25 protein-coding genes and 1 riboswitch are annotated in these 25,756 nt (G+C 55.2%); of the genes, 10 read left to right on the plus strand and 15 right to left on the minus strand.

Features of this window, described 5'->3' with window-relative positions; translation table 11 throughout:
• Nucleotides 1-99: 99 nt before the first annotated feature.
• From IM271_RS19885 to nudC, 6 genes are all read right to left on the minus strand, one after another.
• Complete coding sequence (locus IM271_RS19885) at nucleotides 100-792, minus strand: DUF1481 domain-containing protein (RefSeq protein ID WP_193053064.1); 693 nt, start codon at nucleotides 790-792, stop codon at nucleotides 100-102.
• A gap of 11 nt (nucleotides 793-803) precedes the next feature.
• The gene (gene hupA, locus IM271_RS19890) at nucleotides 804-1,076 is read right to left on the minus strand and encodes a nucleoid-associated protein HU-alpha (RefSeq protein WP_002445246.1); all 273 of its coding nucleotides are present in this window, start codon (nucleotides 1,074-1,076) and stop codon (nucleotides 804-806) included.
• Between the two features lie 186 nt (nucleotides 1,077-1,262).
• The gene (locus tag IM271_RS19895; protein WP_193053056.1) at nucleotides 1,263-1,853 is read right to left on the minus strand and encodes a YjaG family protein; all 591 of its coding nucleotides are present in this window, start codon (nucleotides 1,851-1,853) and stop codon (nucleotides 1,263-1,265) included.
• 41 nt (nucleotides 1,854-1,894) lie between these two features.
• Nucleotides 1,895-2,566: a deoxyribonuclease V gene (nfi, locus tag IM271_RS19900; RefSeq protein WP_010425928.1), complete on the minus strand. Its 672-nt coding sequence runs from the start codon at nucleotides 2,564-2,566 to the stop codon at nucleotides 1,895-1,897.
• A 9-nt stretch (nucleotides 2,567-2,575) separates the two neighbouring features.
• The gene (gene hemE / locus IM271_RS19905) at nucleotides 2,576-3,640 is read right to left on the minus strand and encodes a uroporphyrinogen decarboxylase (RefSeq protein ID WP_193053057.1); all 1,065 of its coding nucleotides are present in this window, start codon (nucleotides 3,638-3,640) and stop codon (nucleotides 2,576-2,578) included.
• Nucleotides 3,641-3,678: 38 nt separating this feature from the next.
• On the minus strand, nucleotides 3,679-4,452 hold the full coding sequence (nudC, locus tag IM271_RS19910; protein ID WP_049138089.1) for an NAD(+) diphosphatase: 774 nt from the start codon (nucleotides 4,450-4,452) through the stop codon (nucleotides 3,679-3,681).
• Nucleotides 4,453-4,547: 95 nt separating this feature from the next.
• Between nudC and IM271_RS19915 the strand changes: the two genes are divergently transcribed.
• The 10 genes from IM271_RS19915 to IM271_RS19960 all read left to right on the plus strand — a co-directional run bounded on the left by IM271_RS19915 (nucleotide 4,548) and on the right by IM271_RS19960 (nucleotide 13,298).
• On the plus strand, nucleotides 4,548-5,045 hold the full coding sequence (locus tag IM271_RS19915) for an Rsd/AlgQ family anti-sigma factor (RefSeq protein ID WP_028015105.1): 498 nt from the start codon (nucleotides 4,548-4,550) through the stop codon (nucleotides 5,043-5,045).
• Between the two features lie 54 nt (nucleotides 5,046-5,099).
• A riboswitch (TPP riboswitch) is annotated at nucleotides 5,100-5,209 on the plus strand.
• A gap of 79 nt (nucleotides 5,210-5,288) precedes the next feature.
• Entirely contained in the window at nucleotides 5,289-7,184 is a 1,896-nt protein-coding gene (gene thiC / locus IM271_RS19920; protein ID WP_193053058.1) for a phosphomethylpyrimidine synthase ThiC, read from the plus strand.
• Nucleotides 7,184-7,819, plus strand: a complete 636-nt coding sequence (thiE, locus tag IM271_RS19925) for a thiamine phosphate synthase (protein ID WP_193053059.1) — start codon at nucleotides 7,184-7,186, stop codon at nucleotides 7,817-7,819. The genes thiC and thiE overlap by 1 nt, the downstream gene beginning before the upstream one ends.
• Complete coding sequence (gene thiF, locus IM271_RS19930; protein WP_193053060.1) at nucleotides 7,812-8,567, plus strand: thiazole biosynthesis adenylyltransferase ThiF; 756 nt, start codon at nucleotides 7,812-7,814, stop codon at nucleotides 8,565-8,567. The genes thiE and thiF overlap by 8 nt, the downstream gene beginning before the upstream one ends.
• Nucleotides 8,551-8,751, plus strand: coding sequence for a sulfur carrier protein ThiS (gene thiS / locus IM271_RS19935; RefSeq protein ID WP_028015101.1), 201 nt, complete (start codon nucleotides 8,551-8,553; stop codon nucleotides 8,749-8,751). The genes thiF and thiS overlap by 17 nt, the downstream gene beginning before the upstream one ends.
• Before the next feature lies 1 nt (nucleotide 8,752).
• Nucleotides 8,753-9,523 carry a thiazole synthase gene (gene thiG, locus IM271_RS19940; protein WP_069733830.1) on the plus strand — a complete coding sequence of 257 codons (771 nt, stop codon included), beginning with the start codon at nucleotides 8,753-8,755 and terminating at the stop codon, nucleotides 9,521-9,523.
• Nucleotides 9,520-10,647, plus strand: coding sequence for a 2-iminoacetate synthase ThiH (gene thiH / locus IM271_RS19945; RefSeq protein ID WP_193053061.1), 1,128 nt, complete (start codon nucleotides 9,520-9,522; stop codon nucleotides 10,645-10,647). Before thiG ends, thiH begins: the two co-directional genes overlap by 4 nt.
• Nucleotides 10,648-10,984: 337 nt before the next feature.
• Nucleotides 10,985-12,526 (plus strand): sensor domain-containing diguanylate cyclase, encoded by a 1,542-nt coding sequence (locus tag IM271_RS19950; RefSeq protein ID WP_193053062.1) that lies wholly within the window; start codon nucleotides 10,985-10,987, stop codon nucleotides 12,524-12,526.
• A 146-nt stretch (nucleotides 12,527-12,672) separates the two neighbouring features.
• On the plus strand, nucleotides 12,673-12,981 hold the full coding sequence (locus IM271_RS19955; protein ID WP_010425948.1) for a PTS sugar transporter subunit IIB: 309 nt from the start codon (nucleotides 12,673-12,675) through the stop codon (nucleotides 12,979-12,981).
• Complete coding sequence (locus IM271_RS19960; protein ID WP_193053063.1) at nucleotides 12,981-13,298, plus strand: PTS lactose/cellobiose transporter subunit IIA; 318 nt, start codon at nucleotides 12,981-12,983, stop codon at nucleotides 13,296-13,298. The genes IM271_RS19955 and IM271_RS19960 overlap by 1 nt, the downstream gene beginning before the upstream one ends.
• 58 nt (nucleotides 13,299-13,356) lie before the next feature.
• Here the strand turns inward: IM271_RS19960 and rpoC are convergent, their stop codons facing one another.
• The 9 genes from rpoC to IM271_RS20005 form a co-directional block, all read right to left on the minus strand.
• A complete protein-coding gene (gene rpoC / locus IM271_RS19965) occupies nucleotides 13,357-17,580 on the minus strand; it encodes a DNA-directed RNA polymerase subunit beta' (RefSeq protein ID WP_028015097.1) in 4,224 nt (1,407 codons plus the stop codon).
• A gap of 76 nt (nucleotides 17,581-17,656) precedes the next feature.
• The gene (rpoB, locus tag IM271_RS19970) at nucleotides 17,657-21,685 is read right to left on the minus strand and encodes a DNA-directed RNA polymerase subunit beta (RefSeq protein ID WP_015569976.1); all 4,029 of its coding nucleotides are present in this window, start codon (nucleotides 21,683-21,685) and stop codon (nucleotides 17,657-17,659) included.
• 319 nt (nucleotides 21,686-22,004) lie between these two features.
• On the minus strand, nucleotides 22,005-22,370 hold the full coding sequence (rplL, locus tag IM271_RS19975; protein ID WP_002445276.1) for a 50S ribosomal protein L7/L12: 366 nt from the start codon (nucleotides 22,368-22,370) through the stop codon (nucleotides 22,005-22,007).
• Between the two features lie 66 nt (nucleotides 22,371-22,436).
• Nucleotides 22,437-22,934, minus strand: a complete 498-nt coding sequence (gene rplJ / locus IM271_RS19980) for a 50S ribosomal protein L10 (RefSeq protein ID WP_003862338.1) — start codon at nucleotides 22,932-22,934, stop codon at nucleotides 22,437-22,439.
• Nucleotides 22,935-23,223: 289 nt separating this feature from the next.
• The gene (rplA, locus tag IM271_RS19985; protein ID WP_006810530.1) at nucleotides 23,224-23,928 is read right to left on the minus strand and encodes a 50S ribosomal protein L1; all 705 of its coding nucleotides are present in this window, start codon (nucleotides 23,926-23,928) and stop codon (nucleotides 23,224-23,226) included.
• A gap of 3 nt (nucleotides 23,929-23,931) precedes the next feature.
• Nucleotides 23,932-24,360 carry a 50S ribosomal protein L11 gene (gene rplK / locus IM271_RS19990; protein ID WP_008503452.1) on the minus strand — a complete coding sequence of 143 codons (429 nt, stop codon included), beginning with the start codon at nucleotides 24,358-24,360 and terminating at the stop codon, nucleotides 23,932-23,934.
• A 156-nt stretch (nucleotides 24,361-24,516) separates the two neighbouring features.
• On the minus strand, nucleotides 24,517-25,062 hold the full coding sequence (gene nusG, locus IM271_RS19995) for a transcription termination/antitermination protein NusG (protein WP_003862341.1): 546 nt from the start codon (nucleotides 25,060-25,062) through the stop codon (nucleotides 24,517-24,519).
• Between the two features lies 1 nt (nucleotide 25,063).
• Complete coding sequence (gene secE, locus IM271_RS20000) at nucleotides 25,064-25,447, minus strand: preprotein translocase subunit SecE (protein WP_003862342.1); 384 nt, start codon at nucleotides 25,445-25,447, stop codon at nucleotides 25,064-25,066.
• Between the two features lie 227 nt (nucleotides 25,448-25,674).
• A partial coding sequence (locus IM271_RS20005; protein ID WP_000340867.1) for a hypothetical protein occupies nucleotides 25,675-25,756 on the minus strand: 82 nt, incomplete at its 5' end.

Raw genomic sequence — 25,756 nt, forward strand, 5'->3', positions numbered from 1 at the left:
CACCATGGGTAAAGGATGTTAAAAAGTGTTCACCATGTCCCCGAACACCTGTCTACCATGTCCCCGGACTGTACACCCTCAAGGGAGAGGGAACTTAAATCAAAAACTTTTCTCTGTCGGCTGCCAGGTGCAGAAGTCTTCGTTCGCTACCAGCAGGAGCTGAGAGCCTTCCGGCGCCTCAAGCCACGCCACGCTCACTTCCATAGACGAATGCCGCTGACGGCGCTGAATGTGTTCGGTTGCCCAGGATTCAAGCTCAGGCTTTACGGTCTGCCCTTCGCAGGTGGTCACCGTGCCATCGGCATGCCAGCGCCCCTGGCGCAGTACCACGCGGCCCTGACGCAGCGCGTCGCTGGTCTGCCGGAGCTGTTCGGCGCGGTAGCGGTAAAGGGCGACCTGATCGCTGGAAAGCTGCTGTTTCAACCCGCTGACTTCATGCTGCATAAAGCTCAGCTCGCCGTGGTCGTCGAAACGCACCTTCACGTGTTCGGGGGTCTTGCTGTAGATGTTCAGTTCAATCAGTGACAGCGTATCGCCCTGCCAGCGGTACTCTGCGGTCGAGGTGTTGCCGTTATGCCACGGGCTGAACGCGGTAAGCATATGGACTTCATCGCTGGAATCTTTACGCCAGATCCTGACCGCGCCCTGGTTGTCAGCATAGCCGCTGGCGGTAAACGGGGGGAGTGAGGAATCATGGCTACAGGCAGACAGCAACAGTACGCCTGCCAGCGCGAGCGTGCCACGCCAGAATGACAAAAGGGGCGTTGCCGCCCCTTCGTTAAAACTGTTCACTGCCACGCGTCTTACTTAACTGCGTCTTTCAGTGCTTTACCAGAAACAAATGCCGGCACGTTAGCTGCGGCGATTTTGATTTCTTTACCGGTCTGCGGGTTGCGGCCAGTACGCTCAGCGCGGTGGTTCACTTTGAAGGTACCGAAACCAACCAGTTGTACAGCATCGCCTTCTTTCAGAGACTCAGTAATAGCAGCCAGGGTAGATTCCAGAGCAGCTTTAGCCTGCACTTTAGACAGATCAGCCTTGTCCGCAATTACATCAATCAGTTGAGTCTTGTTCATAAGTTATCCTTTCAATGTGTTTATCGCTTGCTAAGCATCGAGTGCGACGAAAATGCCAAAAAAGCACTCTCCTGCATACACGCACCGATAGCCACTTTTTTTCGCCCCCCAAATGTAGACCAGACGGGGGGCAGAAGGGAAGAGTCGAGGTGCGACAAAACAGGCGTTAAATCACGTTTTGTTGTCTCATTGGTTAAAAATTATACCAATATTGCTCTCACCGGCCTCACGCAGGTCCGCGCGCAGCCCTTTGATTAGCTCAATATCACGCTCTTCACACTCTGCCAGCAGGCGGAAAATCTCCCACTGAATATCCCATTCCTGTTCAACCGCCGGGTTAGCACGCAGCTCTTCGTCGGTCATTTCACGGCCTTCCTGCGTCATTTCCAGCATCGCGACGGTCGTGATGGATGCCTTACTGACTTCAATGGCGTGCTCCAGCGTTTCACCGCTCAGACGGGAGTGGATCAGCTCGCTCAACGCCACGCAGGCGTCGATTGCCGGATAAACGCCGTACAGGTCGTAATCGTCCGCCGCCGGGATCGCCTCTTCCAGCTTTTCGAGCTGTGAATCGAAGTTCACCTTTACGTCTTTCACCGTCAGCGTCTCCCAGATCAAATCCAGGATACGTCGATAAATCTGGCCTTCGCCAAACTCCGTTTGCTTACAGAACGCGGCATAGTTGGGATACATGCGCTCGCACAGGCAAGCCATAAACGTCACGTGCTGCCAGCTTTCCAGCTTCTCAAGGCGCAGATGAATCGGGTTTTGTAACATGATGATGTCTCGAATCGAAAATTAGCCGCAGTTTACCTGAATCACGGCTGAATTTCCTGCCAACGAATGAATGCCGGACGTGAAGAGGCAACGGCGTCAGCCCAGCGGGTTGGCTCCGGTAACCGGTAGCCCTTCATGCAGCGCTGCACCCACGCCAGCGCGCTGTCCATGCTCACCCGATGCCCGGTGGCGATAAACAGCGGATTACAGCGCGCTTTACTGCGCCAGACCCACGCCAACTGCTCGCCTTTATGGATAAGCGGCGCCAGCGCGCCCGGTTCGGCAGAAAGCGGCTCAAACGCGCCGCACAGGCGTTTTTTCGCCACGCCGATGGTCGGCACGTCCACCAGCAGACCAAAGTGGCTGGCGACGCCTAAGCGACGCGGATGGGAAATACCGTGCCCGTCAACAAACAGGAGGTCAGGTTTTTGCGAGAGTTGCTCCCACGCGGCCAGCAGCGCGGGGTATTCGCGGAAGGAGAGAAAGCCGGGAATATAGGGCATGGTGGTGGCGATACGCGCCACCTTGTACTCCACCAGCTCCAGCGACGGGTATTTCAGCACCACCATCGCCGCCCGCGTCACTTCACCGCCCTGCTCGAACCCGACGTCCGCCCCGCCAATGTACTGCGGGGGATCCTTATCCAGACGATCCTCGCGGATCACTGATGAAGCCAGTTCGATTTGCTGAGCGCGTAGCGACGCGAGATCCATAACCACTCCTTACTTGTGATACTGGGCAGAAAGCCGATGCACCGCCTCCACAAATACGCCTGCGTGTTCAGGCGGCACATCCTGATGAATGCCGTGGCCGAGGTTAAAGACGTGGCCTTCACCCTGGCCGAAACCAGACAGTATAGTCGACACTTCCTCTTCGATGCGGGCAGGCTGAGCATAGAGCATGGACGGGTCCATGTTGCCCTGTAGCGCCACTTTGTCGCCCACGCGACGGCGGGCATCGGCAATATCGGTGGTCCAGTCGAGGCCCAGCGCGTCGCAGCCGGTGGCCGCCATCGCTTCCAGCCACTGGCCGCCACCTTTGGTGAACAGCGTCACCGGCACGCGGCGACCTTCGTTTTCACGCAGCAGGCCGTCAACGATTTTGTGCATGTAGTACAGGGAGAACTGCTGATAATCACGTCCGGTCAGCACGCCGCCCCAGGTGTCGAAAATCATCACCGACTGCGCGCCCGCTTTAATCTGCGCGTTGAGGTAGAGCGTAACGCTCTTCGCCAGCTTGTCGAGCAGCGCATGCAGCGCCAGCGGTTCGGCGTACATCATCTTTTTAATCAGGGTGAAGGCTTTGCTGCTGCCGCCTTCAACCATGTAGGTGGCCAGCGTCCACGGGCTGCCGGAGAAACCAATCAGCGGCACTTCGCCTTTCAGTTCACGGCGAATGGTGCGCACAGCGTTCATCACGTAGCCCAGCTCGCCTTCCGGATCGGGGATCGGCAGCTTATCGACGTCGGCTTTGCTTTTGATCGGCGAGGTAAAGCGCGGGCCCTCGCCGGTTTCGAAATAGAGCCCCAGGCCCATCGCGTCCGGAATGGTAAGAATGTCCGAAAAGAGAATGGCGGCATCCAGCGGGAAGCGGCGCAGCGGCTGGAGCGTCACCTCACAGGCCAGCTCGGCGTTTTTGCACAGCGACATAAAATCGCCCGCCTGCGCGCGCGTGGCTTTGTACTCTGGCAGATAGCGTCCCGCCTGGCGCATCATCCACACCGGGGTGACATCAACGGGCTGGCGCAGCAGCGCACGCAGATAACGATCGTTCTTCAGTTCGGTCATTTTGCAGTTCCTTATTGCGTCAGTCCGTCAGTGTAACACTACTCATACTCGGCCCGACACATTGCCACGGTATCTTCTATCAGGCGACGCGCCACCGTTCCCGGAGGGGGTAACAGCGGTAAATTGTCGTAGCGGTACCAGTTCGCCTCCAGCAGCTCTTTCTGGTCGATAACAATCTCGCCGCTGTCATATTCCGCCATAAACGCGGTCATCAGAGACATCGGGAACGGCCACGGCTGGGAGGTCACGTAGCGCAGGTTCTTCACCTTGATGCTGCTCTCCTCCATCACCTCGCGCGCCACCGCCTGCTCCAGCGTTTCGCCGACTTCGACGAACCCGGCGAGGACGGTATGAATGCCGTTGCGATGACGGGTATGTTGCGCCAGCAGGATGGAATCATCACGGCGGATGGCAACGATGATGCACGGCGCGATTTGCGGGTAGTAGCGTTCACGGCAGTGGCCGCAGAGCAGCGCCCACTCGGTTTTGCTTGGGTGCATGGTGTGGCCGCAGTAACCGCAATATTTGTGCGAACGGTAAAACTCCGCCAGCTGCACGCCCCGCCCCGCCAACTGGAACAGGCCGACGTCAAGATCTAACACCTGACGTACGGATCCCATATCCTGACGGCGCGCCTGTTGGATCAACCACACGGGATCGCCCTGCCACTCGCCGATCTTCAGCGCGGACTGGCCCACCAGATCGAACGTTTCCGCGGCACCGTAGGGCAACTCTCCTGAGGGCAGCCATAATTTTTGTTCGTGGCTGACGATCCACCAACCCAGATCTGATTTTTCAATAATACGATCCATATCTATTGCACTACCTTCGCTTCACTGACATGTTGTTAGCATTGTGGTTACATTTTGGATAAGCAGATCCCATTCTAAACCTTATGGAGTCGACCATGTTAAACCAGCTGGAAAGCCTGACTGAGCGCGTTGGAGGAAGTAACACCCTGGTGGATCGCTGGCTACATGTGCGCAAGCATCTCCTTGTGGCGTATTACAATCTGGTCGGTCTTAAGCCTGGCAAAGAATCCTTTATGCGGCTGAACGAAAAAGCGCTGGATGATTTTTGTCAGAGCCTTGTCGACTACCTGTCCGACGGCCATTTCAACATTTATGAACGCATTATCCGCGAAATGGAAGGGACAACGCCGTATTTAGCGGCCAGCAAACTCTGTCCGCAGCTGGAAGCCAATACCCAGCAGATCATGGACTATTACGATTCCACACTCGAGAACGCCATCGATCACGATAACTATCTTGAGTTCCAGCAGGCGCTTTCGGACCTGGGCGAAGCGCTGGAAGAGCGATTCACGCTGGAAGATAAGCTCATCGCCCTCGTACTGGATAACAACCTGAATATCAGCAGCAGCGATAACGTTGCGCGCCCTGCTTGAGTTCTTAACCGTTAACGAGTAATTTACAACCAGTCGCCCCTCTGCGGAGGGGGATTTTTCTTGTCGGAGTGCCCAGTGTGTAAGCACGGGCTGAGACCGTTAATTCGGGATCCGCGGAACCTGATCAGGTTAATACCTGCGAAGGGAACAAGAGTCACGCTGCTGTTGTATCGCCCCTGGGGCGATCTCCTCTTGCTTCATCCGTCGTCTGACAAGCCATGTCCTTCACTTCTGGAATGAGCTATGTCTACAACAAAACTGACCCGCCGCGAACAGCGTGCACAGGCCCAACACTTCATCGACACCCTGGAAGGCACCGCTTTCCCGAACTCGAAACGCATCTACATCACCGGTTCACAGGCCGATATCCGCGTCCCGATGCGCGAAATCCAGCTCAGCCCGACGCTTATCGGCGGCAGTAAAGAGAACCCCCAGTATGAAGACAACGAAGCCGTGCCGGTATACGACACCTCCGGCCCGTACGGCGATCCCTCTGTCGTCATCAACGTGCAGCAAGGCCTGGCAAAGCTGCGCCAGCCGTGGATTGACGCGCGTAACGACTGCGAAGAACTGAGCGTGCGCAGCTCTGCGTACACCAAAGAACGCCTGGCCGACGACGGCCTGGACGAGCTGCGCTTTACCGGCCTGCTGACGCCAAAACGCGCCAGAGCGGGCAAGTGCGTAACCCAGCTGCACTACGCGCGCCAGGGTATCGTCACGCCGGAGATGGAGTTCATCGCCATCCGCGAAAACATGGGCCGCGAGCGCATCCGCAGTGAAGTACTGCGCCACCAGCATCCGGGTGAAGGCTTTGGTGCTCGCCTGCCGGAGAACATCACGCCGGAGTTTGTGCGTGACGAAGTGGCCGCCGGGCGCGCGATTATCCCCGCCAACATCAACCACCCGGAATCGGAGCCGATGATTATCGGCCGCAACTTCCTGGTGAAGGTCAACGCCAACATCGGCAACTCTGCCGTCACCTCGTCCATCGAAGAAGAGGTGGAAAAGCTGGTCTGGTCCACGCGCTGGGGCGCGGACACGGTGATGGACCTCTCCACTGGCCGCTACATCCACGAAACCCGCGAGTGGATCCTGCGTAACAGCCCGGTACCGATCGGCACCGTCCCGATTTACCAGGCGCTGGAGAAGGTCAACGGCATCGCCGAAAACCTCACCTGGGAAGCGTTCCGCGACACGCTGCTGGAGCAGGCGGAACAGGGCGTGGACTACTTCACCATCCACGCGGGCGTGCTGCTGCGCTACGTGCCGATGACGGCGAAACGTCTGACCGGCATCGTCTCGCGGGGTGGCTCCATCATGGCGAAATGGTGCCTGTCTCATCATCAGGAAAACTTCCTCTACGAGCACTTCCGCGAGATCTGCGAAATCTGCGCCGCGTACGACGTCTCGCTGTCGCTGGGCGACGGCCTGCGTCCGGGCTCCATCCGCGATGCCAACGACGAAGCGCAGTTTGCCGAGCTGCACACCCTGGGCGAGCTGACCAAAATCGCCTGGGAGTATGACGTGCAGGTGATGATTGAAGGCCCGGGCCACGTGCCGATGCAGATGATCCGCCGCAACATGACCGAGGAGCTGGAGCACTGCCACGAAGCGCCGTTCTACACCCTGGGGCCGTTGACCACGGACATCGCACCGGGCTACGACCACTTCACCTCCGGGATTGGCGCGGCGATGATCGGCTGGTTTGGCTGCGCCATGCTCTGCTACGTGACGCCGAAAGAGCACCTCGGCCTGCCCAACAAAGAGGACGTAAAGCAGGGACTGATTACCTACAAGATTGCCGCTCACGCGGCGGATCTGGCGAAAGGCCACCCGGGCGCGCAAATCCGCGACAACGCCATGTCCAAAGCGCGCTTTGAATTCCGCTGGGAAGACCAGTTTAACCTGGCGCTGGATCCGTTCACCGCCCGCGCCTATCACGACGAGACCCTGCCGCAGGAGTCGGGCAAGGTGGCGCACTTCTGCTCCATGTGCGGGCCAAAATTCTGCTCGATGAAAATCAGCCAGGAGGTGCGGGATTACGCCGCCGCGCAGACCATTGAAGTCGGTATGGCGGACATGTCGGAAACCTTCCGCGCCAGAGGCGGCGAAATTTACCTCAAAAAAGAGGAGGCGTAATGTACAAGCCCGATTTCCCCTCCGTGCCCTTTCGCTTAGGACTTTATCCGGTGGTGGACAGCGTGGAGTGGATCGCCCGCCTGCTGGAGGCCGGCGTTCGCACCCTCCAGCTGCGCATCAAAGATAAGCGTGATGAAGAGGTGGAGGCCGACGTCGTCGCCGCCATCGCGCTGGGGCATCGCTACAATGCCCGCCTGTTTATCAACGACTACTGGCGGCTGGCCGTTAAGCACCGGGCGTACGGCGTGCATTTGGGTCAGGAGGATCTGGAAACCACCGATCTGAACGCCATTCGCCAGGCTGGCCTGCGCCTTGGCGTTTCAACACACGATGATATGGAAATCGACGTGGCGCTGGCGGCCCGCCCCTCCTACATCGCCCTCGGTCACGTTTTTCCGACGCAAACCAAGCAGATGCCTTCTGCCCCGCAGGGTCTGACGCAGCTGGCGAGCCACGTTAAGCGCCTTGCCGATTACCCGACCGTCGCCATCGGTGGAATCAGCCTTGAACGCGCCCCGGCGGTGCTGGAGACCGGCGTCGGCAGTATCGCCATCGTCAGCGCCATTACCCAGGCGGCAGACTGGCGATCCGCCACCGCGCAGCTTTTACAGCTGGCAGGAGCGGGCGATGAATGACCGCGATTTTATGCGCTACAGCCGCCAGATCCTGCTGGAGGATATTGCCATTGACGGGCAGCAAAAGCTGCTCGCCAGCCGGGTATTGATTGTCGGCCTGGGCGGATTAGGCGCGCCCGCCGCGCTGTATCTGGCCGGTGCGGGCGTGGGCACGCTGGTGCTGGCCGATGACGACGAGGTGCACCTCAGCAACCTGCAACGGCAAATCCTCTTCACGACTGAAGATGTTAACCAGCCTAAAGCGCAGATCACCCGGCAGCGACTTAACCAGCTTAATCCGGATATCGAACTGATTGCTCTGCAGGAGCGGCTCAGCGGTGAAAGCCTGCGCCATGAGGTCGCCCTTGCCGACGCGGTGCTGGACTGCACGGACAACATGGCGACGCGCCAGGCGATTAACGCCGCCTGCGTGGCAACGAATACGCCGCTTATCACCGCCAGCGCGGTGGGGTTCGGCGGGCAGATGATGGTCCTGACCCCGCCGTGGTCGCAGGGCTGCTATCGCTGCCTGTGGCCGGACGAGGCTGAACCGGAGCGTAACTGCCGCACGGCAGGCATTCTTGGCCCGGTGGTGGGCGTGATGGGTACCCTTCAGGCACTGGAGGCTATCAAGCTGCTCAGCGGCATGGAGACGGAACGCAACACGCTCCGGCTGTTCGACGCCCGCTCCAGCGGCTGGCGCCATCTGGCACTACACCGCGCCAGCCACTGCCCGGTATGCGGAGGCCGCAATGCGCATTCTGTTTAACGATGAGCCGATGACGTGCGACGACGGTCTCACCGTTGCCGCCCTGCTCGACAAATTGCGCCAGCTCAAGCCGGGAACGGCGCTGGCGCTCAATCAACAGATCCTGCCGCGCGAGCAGTGGGAACTTCAGCAGGTCAATGAAGGCGACCAGATCCTGCTGTTTCAGGTTATCGCAGGGGGCTGAGATGTTACGTATTGCTGATAAAGTCTTTGATTCACATCTGTTTACCGGAACCGGCAAATTCGCCTCGCCGCAGCTGATGGTGGATGCTATTCGTGAAAGCGGCAGCCAGCTGGTGACGCTGGCGATGAAGCGCGTGGATCTGCGCCAGCACAACGATGCCATACTTGCGCCGCTACTGGAGGCAGGCGTGACGCTCTTACCAAACACTTCCGGAGCGAAAACGGCCGAGGAGGCGATTTTCGCCGCACAGCTGGCGCGGGAAGCGCTCGGTACCCGCTGGCTGAAGCTGGAAATTCACCCGGATGCCCGCTGGCTGCTGCCCGACCCGATCGAGACCCTGAAAGCCGCAGAAAAGCTGGTGCAGCAGGGGTTTACCGTTCTGCCTTACTGCGGCGCGGATCCCGTGCTGTGTAAGCGTCTGGAAGAGGTCGGCTGCGCCGCCGTCATGCCGCTGGGGGCGCCCATTGGCTCCAATCAGGGGCTGGAAACCCGCGCGATGCTGGAGATCATCATCGAGCAGGCGACCGTGCCGGTGGTGGTGGATGCGGGGATCGGCGTGCCCAGCCATGCCGCGCAGGCGCTGGAAATGGGTGCCGATGCGGTGCTGGTGAATACCGCCATTGCGGTGGCCGACGACCCGGTCAGGATGGCGCGTGCGTTTCGTCTCGCCGTGGAGGCTGGCGTGCTAGCCAGAGAGTCCGGCCCCGGCTCGCGCAGTTTTCAGGCACAGGCCACCAGCCCGCTGACCGGTTTTCTGGAGGCGATCTCATGAGCACGTTTACCGAGCGCTGGCGCGAGCTTAACTGGGACGATATTGCCCTGCGCATTAACAGCAAAACGACTGCTGACGTCGAGCGCGCGCTGAATGCCCGTCAGCTGACCCGCGAGGATCTGATGGCCCTGCTCTCCCCGGCGGCCAGCGCCTATCTTGAACCAATGGCGCAGCGCGCCCAGCGCCTCACCCGGCAGCGGTTTGGCAATACGGTGAGCTTCTACGTCCCGCTCTATCTTTCGAACCTGTGTGCCAACGACTGTACCTACTGTGGTTTTTCCATGAGCAACCGCATCAAGCGGAAAACGCTCGATGAAGAGGAGATCGCACGCGAGTGTGCTGCTATTCGTGAAATGGGGTTCGAACATCTTCTGTTGGTCACGGGCGAGCATCAGGGGAAAGTGGGAATGGACTATTTCCGCCAGCATCTGCCTGCGATACGTCGGGAGTTTGCGTCGTTGCAGATGGAGGTTCAGCCCCTGTCGCAGGACGAGTATGCGGAGTTAAAAACGCTCGGGCTGGACGGCGTTATGGTCTATCAGGAAACCTACCACGAGGCGACGTACGCGCGGCATCATCTGAAAGGGAAGAAGCAGGATTTTTTCTTCCGGCTGGAAACGCCGGACAGGCTGGGCCGCGCCGGGATCGACAAAATCGGGCTGGGTGCGCTAATTGGGCTTTCCGATAGCTGGCGGGTAGATTGCTACATGGTGGCAGAACATCTGCTGTGGCTGCAACAGCACTACTGGCAGACCCGATACTCCATCTCCTTCCCACGCCTGCGCCCCTGCGCAGGCGGCATTGAACCGGCTTCGCTGATGGATGAACGCCAGCTGGTGCAGACCATCTGCGCGTTTCGCCTGCTCGCCCCGGAAGTGGAGTTATCGCTCTCAACGCGTGAATCTCCGGCGTTTCGCGATCGCGTCATCCCGCTGGCGATTAACAACGTCAGCGCGTTTTCCAAAACGCAGCCGGGCGGGTATGCTGACGATCATCCGGAGCTTGAGCAGTTTGCACCGCATGACGGACGGCGTCCGGAAGCCGTTGCCGCCGCCCTGACGGCACAGGGTTTACAGCCTGTCTGGAAAGACTGGGACAGCTGGCTGGGAAGAGCCTCGCAATGACGATGTAACGCACTGCAACACGGTAGAAAATTATCGAGGCGTCACGGAAAGGTAAAACCGGATGATTGTCAGCGATCGTCCGGTTTTTTATTGTCATCAGGTCAGCAACGGATGCTGACCAGGGCGAAAAGCTTCTTCCTCGTTTCGCCCTGCCTCCGATTCCGTGCATAAGAGGGGCGCAAAAATAAGGATAAGGAATTTCTTAGTGATTCTTAAGATAAATCATCTCGCCTGAAATCGTGTTCCGTATAATTCACCGCTAACCGCAGGACAGCGACTATGCTGAGAGGATATCGGCAGACGAAAAATATTCACCATCAGGATCGATGTACAACTCATGGCACTTCACAGCAAAAAGCTCTCTTTCACCCGACCCATTATGCTCAGCTTCGCGGGGATTCTATGCAGTTTTGCGCTGATCTCGGTCGTGGTAACTCTTTCACAACGAAAGGATTTCCTTGAGGACTATCATAAGATTAATGGCAATTTCACCCATAACCTTGCGGTGAACTACACCGAGTCAATCCTGCGTGAAAACGACTATATCCTGGGCCGCTCCGCGATGTATTTTGCACGCGATGACAGGCTAAACGAGACCCTCAACGTCAACCCGACGCAAGGGCTGCAGATGATGATGCATTTGCAAAACCTGATGCCGACCGTGTCATCCATCTCGCTGGCAGACACGCGGGGACATTATCTGCGCGCGCCGGAAGTGCTCCAGACGGAAAAGAGTAAAACCTTCGATCCCCGGACGCGTCCGTGGTTTGTCGCCCATGCTGAAGCCAGTATATTCAGCCACTACACCCGTCCCTATATGGACTATTTCAACGGTCATCCGACGGTCACACTCTATAAACCGTTGATTTCACCAGAAGGTCGACTTAAAGGTACGATTGCGTTTCATCTCGACTTAACGTCAATGGGCTACACCCTGCGTCAGATGGTCGCCCCTGTTCAGGGGGAATTCTTCGTCGTCGAACGCGATGGCGCCGTCGTGCTGCACCCTGATACGGGCGTGCTTTTCAAACAGTACGTCAGCGAAGCGCTGATGGATAAAATGACCAGCGGCGAAGGCCACCTTTACGATAAGAAAACCGACGCCTGGTATTACTACTACTCATTTACCAATCCAGACTGGTTTGTCATCTACAGGGTCTCTGGCGCAACGCTTACCGATATCACCCGACACGAAACGACAATCGTAGGCTGGGGTTTCGCGCTGGCGGCCATCATTATCATTCTCTTCGGCCTCTATCTGCGTCATGCCTCGCGTACCGTGTTGATGACCATTATCAATGCGATCAAAACGGGCGATGTGAACCAGGCGCCGCGTCTGGAAGCGATGCTGAGCCGCACCATTCAGTCCAATAAAGAGCGTGAGATGGCGTATGTTCGTCAGGCCACTCACGATGCGCTGACCGGCTGCAAAAACCGCCGTGCGTTCGATAACGATGTGGAGGAATTATTAAATGCCCACCAGCCTTTCGCGATGGCGCTGGTTGATATTGATAACTTCAAGTCAATTAACGACACGTGGGGACACCTGAGCGGCGACATTGTTCTGCGTAACGTGGCGCGCGAGGGGATCCAGATAATGCAGCCCCACCACGTCTCGGTCTATCGCTATGGTGGTGAAGAGTTCGCGGTAATTTTCCAGGCCGAGCAGATCGCTGCCGCATTTTCATTGCTTGACGCATGGCGCACCGCCGTTGAAAGACGCGTATGGCGGGAAGAAAATCTGCATGTCACGTTCAGCGCAGGTCTGGGTGAATGGCATTTCGAACCGCTGGAACAATTTGTAGGTAGCGTTGATAACGCGCTCTACAGTGCTAAAAAGCAGGGAAAAAACCGTATTGTTCGCACTGCCGTCGGCTGACTTTCTCTCTTACTCGAAGAATTGTAACCGGTTTCAGAAAAATGCCGCTTTCTTTGTGATGCCTGACACACAATCGCGGTAAAGCGGTTGTTGAAGCTCTCTGCGCAGGATAATTATCAATAAACACATGTAGATCGAGGCTGATTATGAAGAACATCGTTTTATGCTGTGCAGCGGGAATGTCAACCAGCATGCTGGTTCAACGTATGAAAGATGCCGCGCAGAAAAAAGGGGTTGAAGTCACCATTAAAGCCGTTCCGGTTGCGGAGTTTAAAGACAATATCGCGACGGCCGACATCGTATTGCTGGGGCCACAGGTCAAATACGAGCAGGCTAAACTGCAGGCACAGGCCGACCCTCTGGGCAAAAAGGTCGCGGTGATCGACATGATGGATTACGGCATGATGAAAGGCGATGCCGTACTGGAAAAAGCGCTTAAACTGCTGGAGTCATAATGGAAGACTTAGAAACCACAATCATGGAACTGCTGGTCAACGCCGGTGCGGCCCGCAGTGCGGCCCTGACGGCTCTGCAGATGGCGCGTAAAGGTGAGTTTGACGAAGCTGAAAAAGCGATGGAAGAATCCCGCGAATATGTGAAGCACGCGCATACGATCCAGACGCAGCTTATTGGACTTGACGAAGGGACCGGGAAACTGCATGTTAACTTGATCACCGTTCATTCTCAGGACCACCTGATGAACGCGATGGTTATTCAGGATCTGGCGGGCGATATGATTGAGCTTTATCGACGCATCCCGCTAGTGAATTGAAGAAATGCAGATATAAAAAAACCCGCCGAGGCGGGTTTTTTATTTACGGCATCAACGATTACTCGTTGTCGGAACCGCCCAGACCTGCGTTCAGCAGTTCTGCCAGGCTCGCGGATGCATCTTCAGCAGTAACCTGCGGTGCTGCTGGCAGTTCGCCCGCAGCGCGACGACGCATACGATCCTGATGGTACGCATAACCGGTACCAGCAGGGATCAGACGACCCACGATGACGTTCTCTTTCAGACCGCGCAGTTCATCACGTTTACCCGCAACAGCGGCTTCGGTCAGGACACGAGTCGTTTCCTGGAACGATGCTGCGGAGATGAAGGACTCGGTTGCCAGAGACGCTTTGGTGATACCCAGCAGATCGCGTGCGAAGGTCGCACCGATTTTGCCGTTCGCTTCCAGATCGCGGTTAGCGATCTTAACGCGTGAGTATTCAACCTGCTCGCCTTCCAGGAAGTCGGAGCTGCCCGCGTTTTCGATGGTTGCTTTACGCAGCATCTGACGAACGATAACTTCGATGTGCTTATCGTTAATCTTAACGCCCTGCAGGCGGTATACGTCCTGTACTTCGTTAACAATGTAACGAGTAACAGCATGCACACCACGCAGACGCAGGATGTCGTGCGGCGCTTCTGGACCGTCGGAAACCACGTCACCACGTTCTACACGTTCGCCTTCGAACACGTTGAGCTGACGCCACTTAGGAATCATCTCTTCGTACGGCTCGCTGCCATCTACTGGTGTGATAACCAGACGGCGCTTACCTTTAGTCTCTTTACCGAAGGAGATGATCCCGCTGATTTCAGCCAGGATTGCAGGCTCTTTCGGACGACGAGCTTCGAACAGGTCCGCAACGCGTGGCAGACCACCGGTGATGTCCTTGGTACCGCCGGATTCCTGAGGAATACGCGCCAGGGTGTCACCAGAGCTGATCTGTACGCCATCTTCCAGCTGTACAATCGCTTTACCTGGCAGGAAGTACTGCGCAGGCATATCGGTACCCGGGATCAGAACGTCGTTACCCTGAGCATCAACGATTTTCAGTGCAGGACGCAGATCTTTACCGCCGGTAGTACGTTCAGCAGAATCCAGAACCACCAGAGAAGACAGACCGGTCAGCTCGTCGGTCTGACGAGTAATGGTCTGGCCGTCGATCATGTCAGTAAAGCGGATGAAACCACTTACTTCGGTGATAACCGGCATGGTGTGTGGATCCCAGTTTGCAACGGTTTCACCGCCGGCAACCTGCTCGCCATCACCTTTCGCCATAACCGCACCGTAAGGCACTTTATAGCTCTCTTTGGTACGACCGAATTCGTCGATCAGCTTCAGCTCGGTGTTACGAGAGGTCACAACCAGCTTGCCTGCGGAGTTAACAACAGACTTCGCGTTGCTGAGCTTGATGCTACCTTTGTTTTTCACCTGAATGCTGGATTCAGCAGCCGCACGAGATGCCGCACCACCGATGTGGAACGTACGCATCGTCAGCTGTGTACCCGGCTCACCGATGGACTGTGCCGCGATAACGCCGATGGCTTCACCTTTGTTGATGATGTGGCCACGCGCCAGGTCACGACCGTAGCAGTGTGCACACACACCAAAGTCGGTGTCACAGGATACAACGGAACGCACTTTCACAGAGTCAACAGAGTTCGCTTCCAGCAGGTCACACCACTGTTCGTGCAGTAGGGTGTTGCGTGGAACCAGAATGTCTGCGGTGCCCGGCTTCAGAATGTCTTCCGCGGTCACACGACCCAGTACGCGATCGCGCAGCGGCTCTTTAACATCACCACCCTCGATAACCGGGGTCATGGTGATACCTTCGAGGGTGCCACAATCGTCTTCGGTCACAACCAGATCCTGCGCAACGTCAACCAGACGACGCGTCAGATAACCGGAGTTCGCTGTCTTCAGTGCTGTATCCGCCAGACCTTTACGCGCACCGTGCGTGGAGATGAAGTACTGGAGTACGTTCAGACCTTCACGGAAGTTCGCGGTGATTGGCGTTTCGATGATGGAGCCATCTGGCTTCGCCATCAGACCACGCATACCTGCCAGCTGACGAATCTGTGCTGCAGAACCACGCGCACCGGAGTCGGCCATCATGTAGATGCTGTTGAAGGAAACCTGCTGCTCTTCGACGCCGTCACGGTTAATCACGGTTTCGGTTTGCAGGTTATCCATCATCGCTTTGGATACACGATCGTTCGCCGCTGCCCAGATATCGATAACTTTGTTGTAGCGTTCGCCCGCGGTTACCAGACCAGACTGGAACTGCTCCTGGATCTCAGCAACTTCAGCTTCCGCTTCAGAGATGATCTCGTGTTTCTTCTCTGGGATGACCATGTCATCGATACCAACAGATGCACCTGAACGCGCTGCATAAGCAAAGCCGGTGTACATAGTCTGGTCAGCGAAGATAACGGTCGGCTTCAGACCCAGAATGCGGTAACAGGTGTTCAGCATTTTGGAGATCGCTTTCTTGCCCAGCGCCTGGTTGACGATGGAGAAAGGCAGACCTTTCGGTACGATCATCCACAGAATGGCACGGCCAATGGTCGTGTCTTTCAGGCTGGTCTTCGCAACGAATTCGCCGTTTGCATCTTTTTCGTATTCGGTGATACGCACTTTAACGCGCGCATGCAGAGAGGCCAGGCCAGCGCGATAAATACGCTCAGCTTCTTTAGGGCCAGTCAGCACCATGCCTTCGCCTTTGGCGTTAACACAGTCACGGGTCATGTAGTACAGACCCAATACAACGTCCTGAGAAGGAACGATAATTGGTTCACCGTTCGCTGGAGACAGGATGTTGTTGGTAGACATCATCAGCGCACGCGCTTCAAGCTGGGCTTCCAGCGTCAGCGGTACGTGAACAGCCATCTGGTCACCATCGAAGTCGGCGTTATAGGCCGCACAAACCAGCGGGTGCAGCTGGATAGCTTTACCTTCGATCAGGACTGGCTCAAATGCCTGGATACCCAGACGGTGCAGGGTTGGTGCACGGTTCAGCAGTACCGGGTGTTCGCGGATAACTTCGTCCAGGATATCCCAAACGACAGCTTCTTCACGCTCAACCATTTTCTTAGCGGCTTTGATGGTGGTGGCCAGGCCACGCAGCTCCAGCTTGCCGTAGATGAACGGTTTGAACAGCTCCAGTGCCATTTTCTTCGGCAGACCGCACTGATGCAGACGCAGGTATGGACCTACGGTGATTACAGAACGACCGGAGTAGTCAACACGCTTACCGAGCAGGTTCTGACGGAAACGACCCTGCTTACCTTTGATCATGTCGGCCAAAGATTTCAGAGGACGCTTGTTAGAACCGGTGATCGCACGACCGCGACGACCGTTATCCAGCAGGGCATCTACCGCTTCCTGCAGCATACGTTTTTCGTTTCGTACGATGATGTCCGGCGCAGCCAGATCCAGCAGACGTTTCAGACGGTTGTTACGGTTGATAACGCGACGATACAGATCGTTCAGATCGGACGTTGCGAAACGACCACCATCCAGCGGAACCAGCGGACGCAGATCTGGCGGCAGAACCGGCAGAACGGTCAGGATCATCCACTCTGGTTTGTTACCAGACTGAACGAACGCTTCCAGCAGTTTGATACGCTTGGTCAGCTTTTTACGCTTGGTTTCGGAGTTGGTTTCGTTCAGCTCTTCACGCAGCTGCTCGCACTCCTGCTCCAGATCCATGCTCTTCAGCAGGGCCTGAATAGCTTCCGCACCCATCTTCGCGTCGAATTCGTCACCGAACTCTTCCAGCGCGTCCAGATACTGCTCTTCAGTCAGGATCTGGTGACGTTCCAGGTTCGTCATCCCGCCTTCGATAACTACATAAGATTCGAAGTACAGAACACGTTCGATATCGCGCAGCGGCATATCCAGCAGCAGACCGATACGGGACGGCAGAGATTTCAGGAACCAGATGTGAGCAGTCGGAGACGCCAGCTCGATGTGGCCCATACGCTCACGGCGTACTTTAGTCTGGGTCACTTCAACGCCGCACTTCTCACAGATCACACCGCGGTGTTTCAGGCGCTTGTACTTACCGCACAGGCACTCGTAGTCTTTTACTGGCCCGAAAATACGCGCACAGAAAAGGCCGTCACGCTCAGGTTTGAACGTACGGTAGTTGATGGTTTCCGGCTTTTTAACTTCACCGAAAGACCATGAACGGATCATGTCTGGCGAAGCCAGAGCAATTTTGATCGCATCAAACTCTTCGGTTTTAGTCTGCGCTTTCAGAAACTTTAATAAATCTTTCACGGATTTGCTCCCGTCGGAGTTAGCACAATCCGGTGCCGGGGGTTAACCCGGCACCAGTGACCTGTTTGAGCGAGAATTACTCGTCTTCCAGTTCGATGTTGATACCCAGCGAACGAATCTCTTTCAACAGTACGTTGAAGGATTCTGGCATGCCTGGTTCCATCTGATGGTTGCCGTCCACGATGTTTTTATACATCTTAGTACGACCGTTCACGTCATCAGACTTAACGGTGAGCATTTCCTGCAGGGTGTATGCCGCGCCGTATGCTTCCAGCGCCCACACTTCCATCTCCCCGAAGCGCTGACCACCGAACTGTGCCTTACCACCCAGCGGCTGCTGAGTAACCAGGCTGTAAGAACCGGTAGAACGAGCGTGCATCTTGTCGTCGACCAGGTGGTTCAGTTTCAGCATGTACATGTAACCTACGGTTACTGGACGCTCAAACTGTTCACCGGTACGGCCGTCAAACAGCGTAATCTGACCAGACGTTGGCAGACCACCCAGTTGCAGCAGCTCTTTGATTTCAGCTTCTTTTGCACCGTCGAATACCGGCGTTGCAATTGGCATACCTTTGCGCAGGTTCTCTGCCAGACGCAGCACTTCTTCATCGCTGAAGGTGTTCAGGTCGACTTTCTGACGCACGTCGGTACCCAGATCGTAGGCACGCTGGATGAATTCGCGCAGTTTCGCGACTTCCTGCTGCTGTTTCAGCATGGCGTTAATCTTGTCGCCAATACCTTTCGCAGCCATACCCAGGTGAGTTTCCAGGATCTGACCAATGTTCATACGAGACGGTACGCCCAGTGGGTTCAGTACGATATCTACCGGCGTACCGTTAGCATCGTGCGGCATATCTTCGATCGGGTTGATCTTAGAGATAACACCCTTGTTACCGTGACGACCTGCCATCTTATCACCAGGCTGGATCTGACGTTTAACAGCCAGATACACCTTAACAATCTTCAGCACGCCTGGTGCCAGATCGTCGCCCTGAGTGATTTTGCGGCGTTTCGCTTCGAGTTTTTTCTCGAACTCGTGTTTCAGTTCGTCATACTGCTCAGCCAGCTGTTCCAGCTGATTTTGTTTCTCTTCGTCGGTCAGGCCGAGTTCCAGCCAGCGATCGCGTGGCAGTTTGTCGAGCTTCTCAGCTTCAACGCCACCGGCAACCAGCACCGCATAGATACGGCTGAACAGACCTGCTTCGAGGATCTGCAGTTCTTCAGACAGGTCTTTCTTAGCCTGTTTGAGCTGCATCTCTTCGATTTCCAGCGCACGCTTATCTTTCTCAACGCCATCACGAGTGAAGACCTGAACGTCGATAACCGTACCGGAAACACCGTTTGGTACGCGCAGAGAAGAGTCTTTAACGTCAGACGCTTTCTCACCGAAGATAGCACGCAGCAGTTTCTCTTCTGGGGTCAGCTGGGTTTCACCTTTCGGCGTCACCTTACCTACCAGAATATCGCCGCCGGTCACTTCCGCACCGATGTAAACAATACCGGATTCATCCAGCTTGGAGAGCGCAGCTTCACCCACGTTAGGGATGTCGGCAGTGATCTCTTCTGGCCCCAGCTTGGTGTCACGGGACACACAGGCCAGTTCCTGAATGTGGATGGTGGTGAAACGATCTTCCTGAACCACACGCTCGGAGACGAGGATGGAGTCTTCGAAGTTGTAACCGTTCCACGGCATGAACGCTACGCGCATGTTCTGACCGAGCGCCAGTTCACCGAGGTCGGTGGACGGACCGTCTGCCAGCACGTCGCCGCGCTCAACTGGCTCACCCAGAGATACGCAAGGCATCTGGTTGATACAGGTGTTCTGGTTAGAACGGGTGTATTTGGTCAGGTTGTAGATGTCGATACCCGCTTCGCCCGGATACATCTCGTCTTCGTTAACTTTGATAACGATACGGGATGCGTCAACGTACTGAACGGTACCGCCACGCTTAGCAACTGCAGTAACACCGGAGTCAACGGCCACAGCACGTTCCATACCGGTACCAACCAGCGGCTTATCAGCACGCAGAGTTGGAACGGCCTGACGTTGCATGTTCGCACCCATCAATGCACGGTTGGCGTCATCGTGTTCCAGGAACGGGATCAGGGACGCACCGACGGATACCACCTGCTGGGTGGATACGTCCATGTAGTCAACCTGGTCGCGGCTGAACAAGCTGGATTCGCCTTTGCTACGGCAGGTAACCAGATCTTCTACAAAGTGGCCCTCGTCATCCAGGTTGGAGTTCGCCTGAGCGATAACGTAGTTGCCTTCTTCGATAGCAGACAGGTAATGAATTTCGTCGGTAACCACACCGTCGGTCACTTTACGATACGGGGTCTCAAGGAAACCGTATTCGTTTGTCTGTGCGTACACGGACAGGGAGTTGATCAGACCGATGTTTGGACCTTCAGGCGTTTCGATTGGACATACGCGACCGTAGTGAGTCGGGTGTACGTCTCGAACCTCAAAGCCTGCACGTTCACGGGTCAGACCGCCTGGGCCGAGTGCAGAGATACGACGTTTGTGCGTGATCTCAGACAGCGGGTTGTTCTGGTCCATGAACTGAGACAGCTGGCTGGAACCAAAGAACTCTTTCACTGCTGCAGAAATCGGCTTGGCGTTGATCATATCCTGAGGCATCAGGGTATCCAGATCGCCCAGAGACAGACGCTCTTTCACCGCACGCTCTACACGTACCAGGCCAACGCGGAACTGGTTTTCCGCCATTTCGCCAACGGAACGGATACGACGGTTGCCGAGGTGGTCGATATCGTCCACTTCGCCTTTACCGTTACGGATATCGATGAGCTTCTTCATCACTTCGATGATGTCGTCTTTGCTCAGGATACCGGAACCTTCGATCTCGTCGCGCAGCAGAGAACGGTTGAACTTCATACGACCTACCGCGGACAGATCGTAGCGGTCTTCGGAGAAGAACAGGTTCTCGAACAGGCTTTCAGCCGCTTCGCGAGTTGGTGGCTCACCAGGACGCATCATGCGGTAGATTTCTACCAGCGCGCTCAGACGATCGTTGGTTGGGTCGACGCGTACAGTCTCAGAGATGTACGGACCGTGGTCCAGATCGTTGGTGAACAGCGTTTCGATACGTTTGTGGCCAGACTGGCTCAGCTTAGCCAGCAGATCCAGGCTCAGCTCCATGTTCGCCGGGCAGATCAGCTCGCCAGTTGATTCATCAACGTAATCTTTCGCGGCTACTTTTCCTGCAATGTATTCAACCGGAACTTCGATGTGTTTGATATCATCTTTTTCCAGCTGGCGGATGTGGCGCGCGGTGATACGGCGACCTTTTTCCACATACACTTTGCCGTCGGCTTCGATGTCGAACGACGCGGTCTCACCACGCAGACGTTCCGGCACCAGCTCCATCTGCAGCTTGTTGTCGCGGATTTCAAAGATCACTTTCTCAAAGAACAGGTCCAGGATCTGCTCAGTGGTATAGTTCAGTGCACGCAGAATGATGGTTGCAGGCAGTTTACGACGGCGGTCGATACGGACAAACAGGTTGTCTTTTGGATCGAACTCGAAGTCCAGCCATGAACCACGGTAAGGAATGATGCGTGCGTTATACAGTACTTTACCGGAAGAGTGTGTTTTACCTTTATCGCTGTCGAAGAAGACGCCCGGGCTACGATGCAGCTGGGAAACGATAACACGCTCAGTACCGTTGATAACGAAAGTACCGTTGTCCGTCATGAGTGGAATCTCACCCATGTAGACTTCTTGTTCTTTAATGTCTTTTACGGTGCCTTCCGGCGCTTCGCGCTCGTAGATCACCAGACGCAGTTTTACGCGCAGCGGTGCGGAATAGGTCACGCCACGGATCTGACATTCCTGAACGTCAAACACCGGTTCGCCAAGGCGGTAGCTGACGTACTGCAGCTCGGAGTTACCGCTGTAGCTCTGAATCGGGAACACGGAACGGAAGGCTGCTTCCAGACCGTACTGCCCTTCAGGATCTTGCTCGATAAACTTCTGGAACGAGTCAAGCTGGATAGAAAGGAGATATGGAATGTCCAGAACTTGTGGACGTTTACCAAAATCCTTACGAATACGTTTTTTCTCGGTATAGGAGTAAACCATAGGGTTCCTCAGCTCGCTGACAAGTCGACCCATCTGTCCGACGAAGGGACAGTTTGTGCAACACCATTTTGTGGACCGGAAAATTGAATACTTTCCGCAATACCTGTTGCTATCACGCTTAAACCATTTCATTGCGATTTACACAGAGCGAGCACCCTGTCGCAGTATATTAAGTCGTCGATAGAAACAAGCATTGTCAGGACAATCAGCAGTCAAACAGTGTGAAATGCTACTGATGCCTTACAGCGCAAAAAGGCTGGTGACTAAAAAGTCACCAGCCATCAGCCTAATTGCTTAGGCTGCAACCAGAAAAGTTGGCTTATTTAACTTCAACTTCAGCGCCAGCTTCTTCCAGAGATTTTTTCAGTGCTTCTGCGTCGTCTTTGCTCACGCCTTCTTTCAGCGCAGCTGGAGCAGATTCTACCAGGTCTTTAGCTTCTTTCAGACCCAGGCCAGTTGCGCCACGTACTGCTTTGATAACAGCAACTTTGTTCGCGCCAGCAGCTTTCAGAATTACGTCGAATTCAGTTTTTTCTTCAGCAGCTTCAGCCGGGCCAGCAGCTACAGCTACAGCAGCAGCAGCAGAAACACCGAATTTTTCTTCCATTGCAGATACCAGCTCTACAACGTCCATTACGGACATAGCTGCAACTGCTTCAATGATTTGATCTTTAGTGATAGACATTTAAATTGTTCCTGAAAATCAGAATAAGTTTATACGTAAGCAAATGCTTTATAAAGATAACTGCGATTAAGCAGCTTCTTTCGCATCGCGTACAGCAGCCAGAGTGCGAACCAGTTTGCCAGCCGCAGCTTCTTTCATGGTTGCCATCAGGCGTGCAATTGCTTCTTCGTAGGTCGGCAGGGTTGCCAGGCGATCGATTTGCGATGCCGGGATCAACTCACCTTCAAAGGCTGCAGCTTTGACCTCAAATTTTGCATTCGCTTTCGCGAACTCTTTGAACAGACGAGCAGCAGCGCCCGGGTGTTCCATAGAGTATGCAATCAGGGTCGGACCAACAAACGTGTCTTTCAGGCACTCGAACTGAGTACCTTCAACTACGCGACGCAGCAGGGTGTTACGAACAACACGCATGTATACGCCAGCTTCACGACCTGCTTTACGCAGTTCAGTCATTTTGTCTACAGTAACGCCACGGGAATCCGCAACTACTGCAGACAGCGCGCCTTTGGCTACTTCGCTGACTTCAGCAACAATCGCTTGTTTGTCTTGAAGATTTAAAGCCATTAGCTTTGCTCCTGGATGTTTGCCGGAACTCATGTTCCGGAACTCACTTCACTCAACCCAACGGGAAGAGCGTCTTAATACGGTGAGCAGAAACAAGCCAGAGTATTAAAAATAATCTTAGCGTTCTGTCACCGTCTACGCAGGGGATTAAGTTTCTTGCGAAACACCTGCGGTCTTCGACGGAGGCCTGGATAGGCCAGGCTCCAACGAACAAATCTTTTAGCCGCTAACTTTCGTTAGCAAACGTGGGGGTAAGATTGTAGACAAAATCACCGCCCACGTAAAGGCATTAGTTTGCAGCAGCGCTCAGGCCAGCCTGGTCAACTGCAACACCTGCACCCATGGTGGTGGAGATGCTAACTTTCTTGATGTACACGCCTTTCGCCTGAGTTGGTTTAGCTTTTTTCAGCGCAACCAGCAGAGCTTCCAGGTTTTCTTTCAGTTTGTCAGCGTCAAAGTCCACTTTACCGATGGTGGTGTGGATGATGCCGTTTTTGTCGTTACGGTAACGAACCTGACCTGCTTTAGCGTTCTTAACCGCTTCAGCAACGTTAGGGGTTACAGTACCTACTTTCGGGTTTGGCATCAGGCCGCGTGGACCCAGAACCTGGCCCAGCTGGCCAACAACGCGCATTGCATCTGGAGAAGCAATAACAACGTCAAAGTTCATTTCGCCTTTCTTGATCTGATCAGCCAGATCTTCCATACCTACCAGTTCAGCGCCGGCAGCTTTAGCAGCTTCAGCGTTTGCACCCTGAGCAAATACAGCTACGCGAACGGAACGGCCAGTACCGTGTGGCAGTACAGTTGCGCCACGAACGTTCTGATCGGATTTACGAGCATCGATGCCCAGGTTAACGGCAACGTCAACGCTTTCAACGAACTTAGCAGTCGCCAGTTCTTTCAGCAGAGCAATAGCTTCGTTGATGTCGTACTGTTTGGTCGCATCAACTTTGTCACGGATCACGGACATGCGCTTGGTCAGTTTAGCCATTTCTTAGTCCTCCACTACCAGGCCCATGGAACGTGCAGTACCTTCGATGGAGCGAGTCATCGCTTCAATGTCGGCACCAGTCATGTCGGCAGCTTTGGTCTGCGCGATTTCCTGCAGCTGAGCGCGGGAAATTTTACCCACTTTGTCTTTGTTCGGTTTACCGGAACCAGACTTGATACCAGCCGCTTTCTTCAGCAGAACTGCTGCTGGAGGGGTTTTGGTAACGAAAGTGAAAGAACGGTCAGCGTAAACAGTGATTACGACTGGGATTGGCAGACCTTTTTCCAGGGATTCCGTTTTTGCGTTGAACGCTTTACAGAATTCCATGATGTTCACACCCTGCTGACCCAGAGCTGGACCAACTGGTGGACTTGGGTTCGCCATACCAGCTGCAACCTGCAGCTTGACGTAGGCTTGTACTTTCTTAGCCATTCTAAAATCCTCTGATTGGGTAATAGCGCCTCAGGGAGGCTCCCCGTGAATAAAATTCGTTTTACGGGCCGGGACCCATAAAAACAAAAGGCGCGAAATTGTATTCCAATCCCGCGCCTTGTGCAACGATTAAATCGTCGCTTTTTTGATCGCTGCTTAGGCTTTTTCTACCTGGGCAAAGTCCAGCTCTACCGGGGTCGCACGACCGAAGATAGAAACAGAAACTTTCAGGCGGGACTTCTCATAGTCCACTTCTTCAACCACGCCATTAAAGTCAGCAAACGGACCGTCATTAACACGAACCATTTCACCCGGTTCAAACAGCGTTTTCGGACGCGGCTTATCACCCACCTGCTGCAGGCGGTTCATAATCGCATCAACTTCTTTGTCGCTGATTGGCGCCGGACGGTCAGACGTGCCGCCGATAAAGCCCATCACACGCGGCACGCTGCGCACCAGGTGCCAGCTCGCGTCGTTCATAACCATCTGAACCAGCACGTAACCCGGGAAGAATTTGCGCTCGCTTTTGCGACGCTGGCCGCCACGGATCTCAACCACTTCTTCGGTCGGAACCATAACTTCGCCAAACAACTCTTCCATGTTGTGTAATTTGATATGCTCACGCAGCGACGTTGCTACGCGGCCTTCAAAACCGGAAAACGCCTGAACGACGTACCAGCGCTTTTTAGGGGCTTCAGACATCTCAGAACCTCAGGCCAGTGATAAAGGATACCAGGCGAACCAGAATACCATCCAGTCCCCACAGGATCAGTGACATTACAGCGGTTACCGCCGCTACGATCAGCGTGGTGTGCAATGTTTCCTGGCGAGTCGGCCAAATGACCTTGCGGACTTCGGTACGCGCTTCGCGGGCAAACGCAACGGTCGCTTTGCCTTTTGTCGTCAACAGCGCGACACCACCCGCCGCAGCAATCAGAATTACCACTGCAAGCGCGCGTAGCGGCAGCATCATGTCACGATAAAGATAGTTGCCGACAATCGCCACAATCAGCAGCACGGCTACAACTACCCATTTCATCGCTTCCAGGCCGCGCCCGCTCCCTTGAGCTTCGGTATTCGCACTCATAAACCAACCTGTCAGAAGTATTCTACAAACATTTTCACCCCGCGAGTGCGAGGCAAACCAATCGAAATGCTATTCGCTTTTCGTATTATACGCTCTCCGCAGAGCCTGTCTCAGCAATGATTATGACAAAATTAATCACTGATGAGCCAGGTTCTGATGTGAAAGCGTGCAAAAAGGGCATCAAATGATGCCCTTTTATTGCGCATTGCGTCAAATGTTATCAGCGATTAGCCGAGAACTTTAGCAACAACGCCCGCGCCAACGGTACGGCCGCCTTCACGGATTGCGAAACGCAGACCGTCGTCCATC

Origin of the sequence: Enterobacter cloacae complex sp. I3 (genome assembly GCF_014896175.1) — a bacterium.
Taxonomy (GTDB): Bacteria; Pseudomonadota; Gammaproteobacteria; order Enterobacterales; family Enterobacteriaceae; genus Enterobacter; species Enterobacter bugandensis.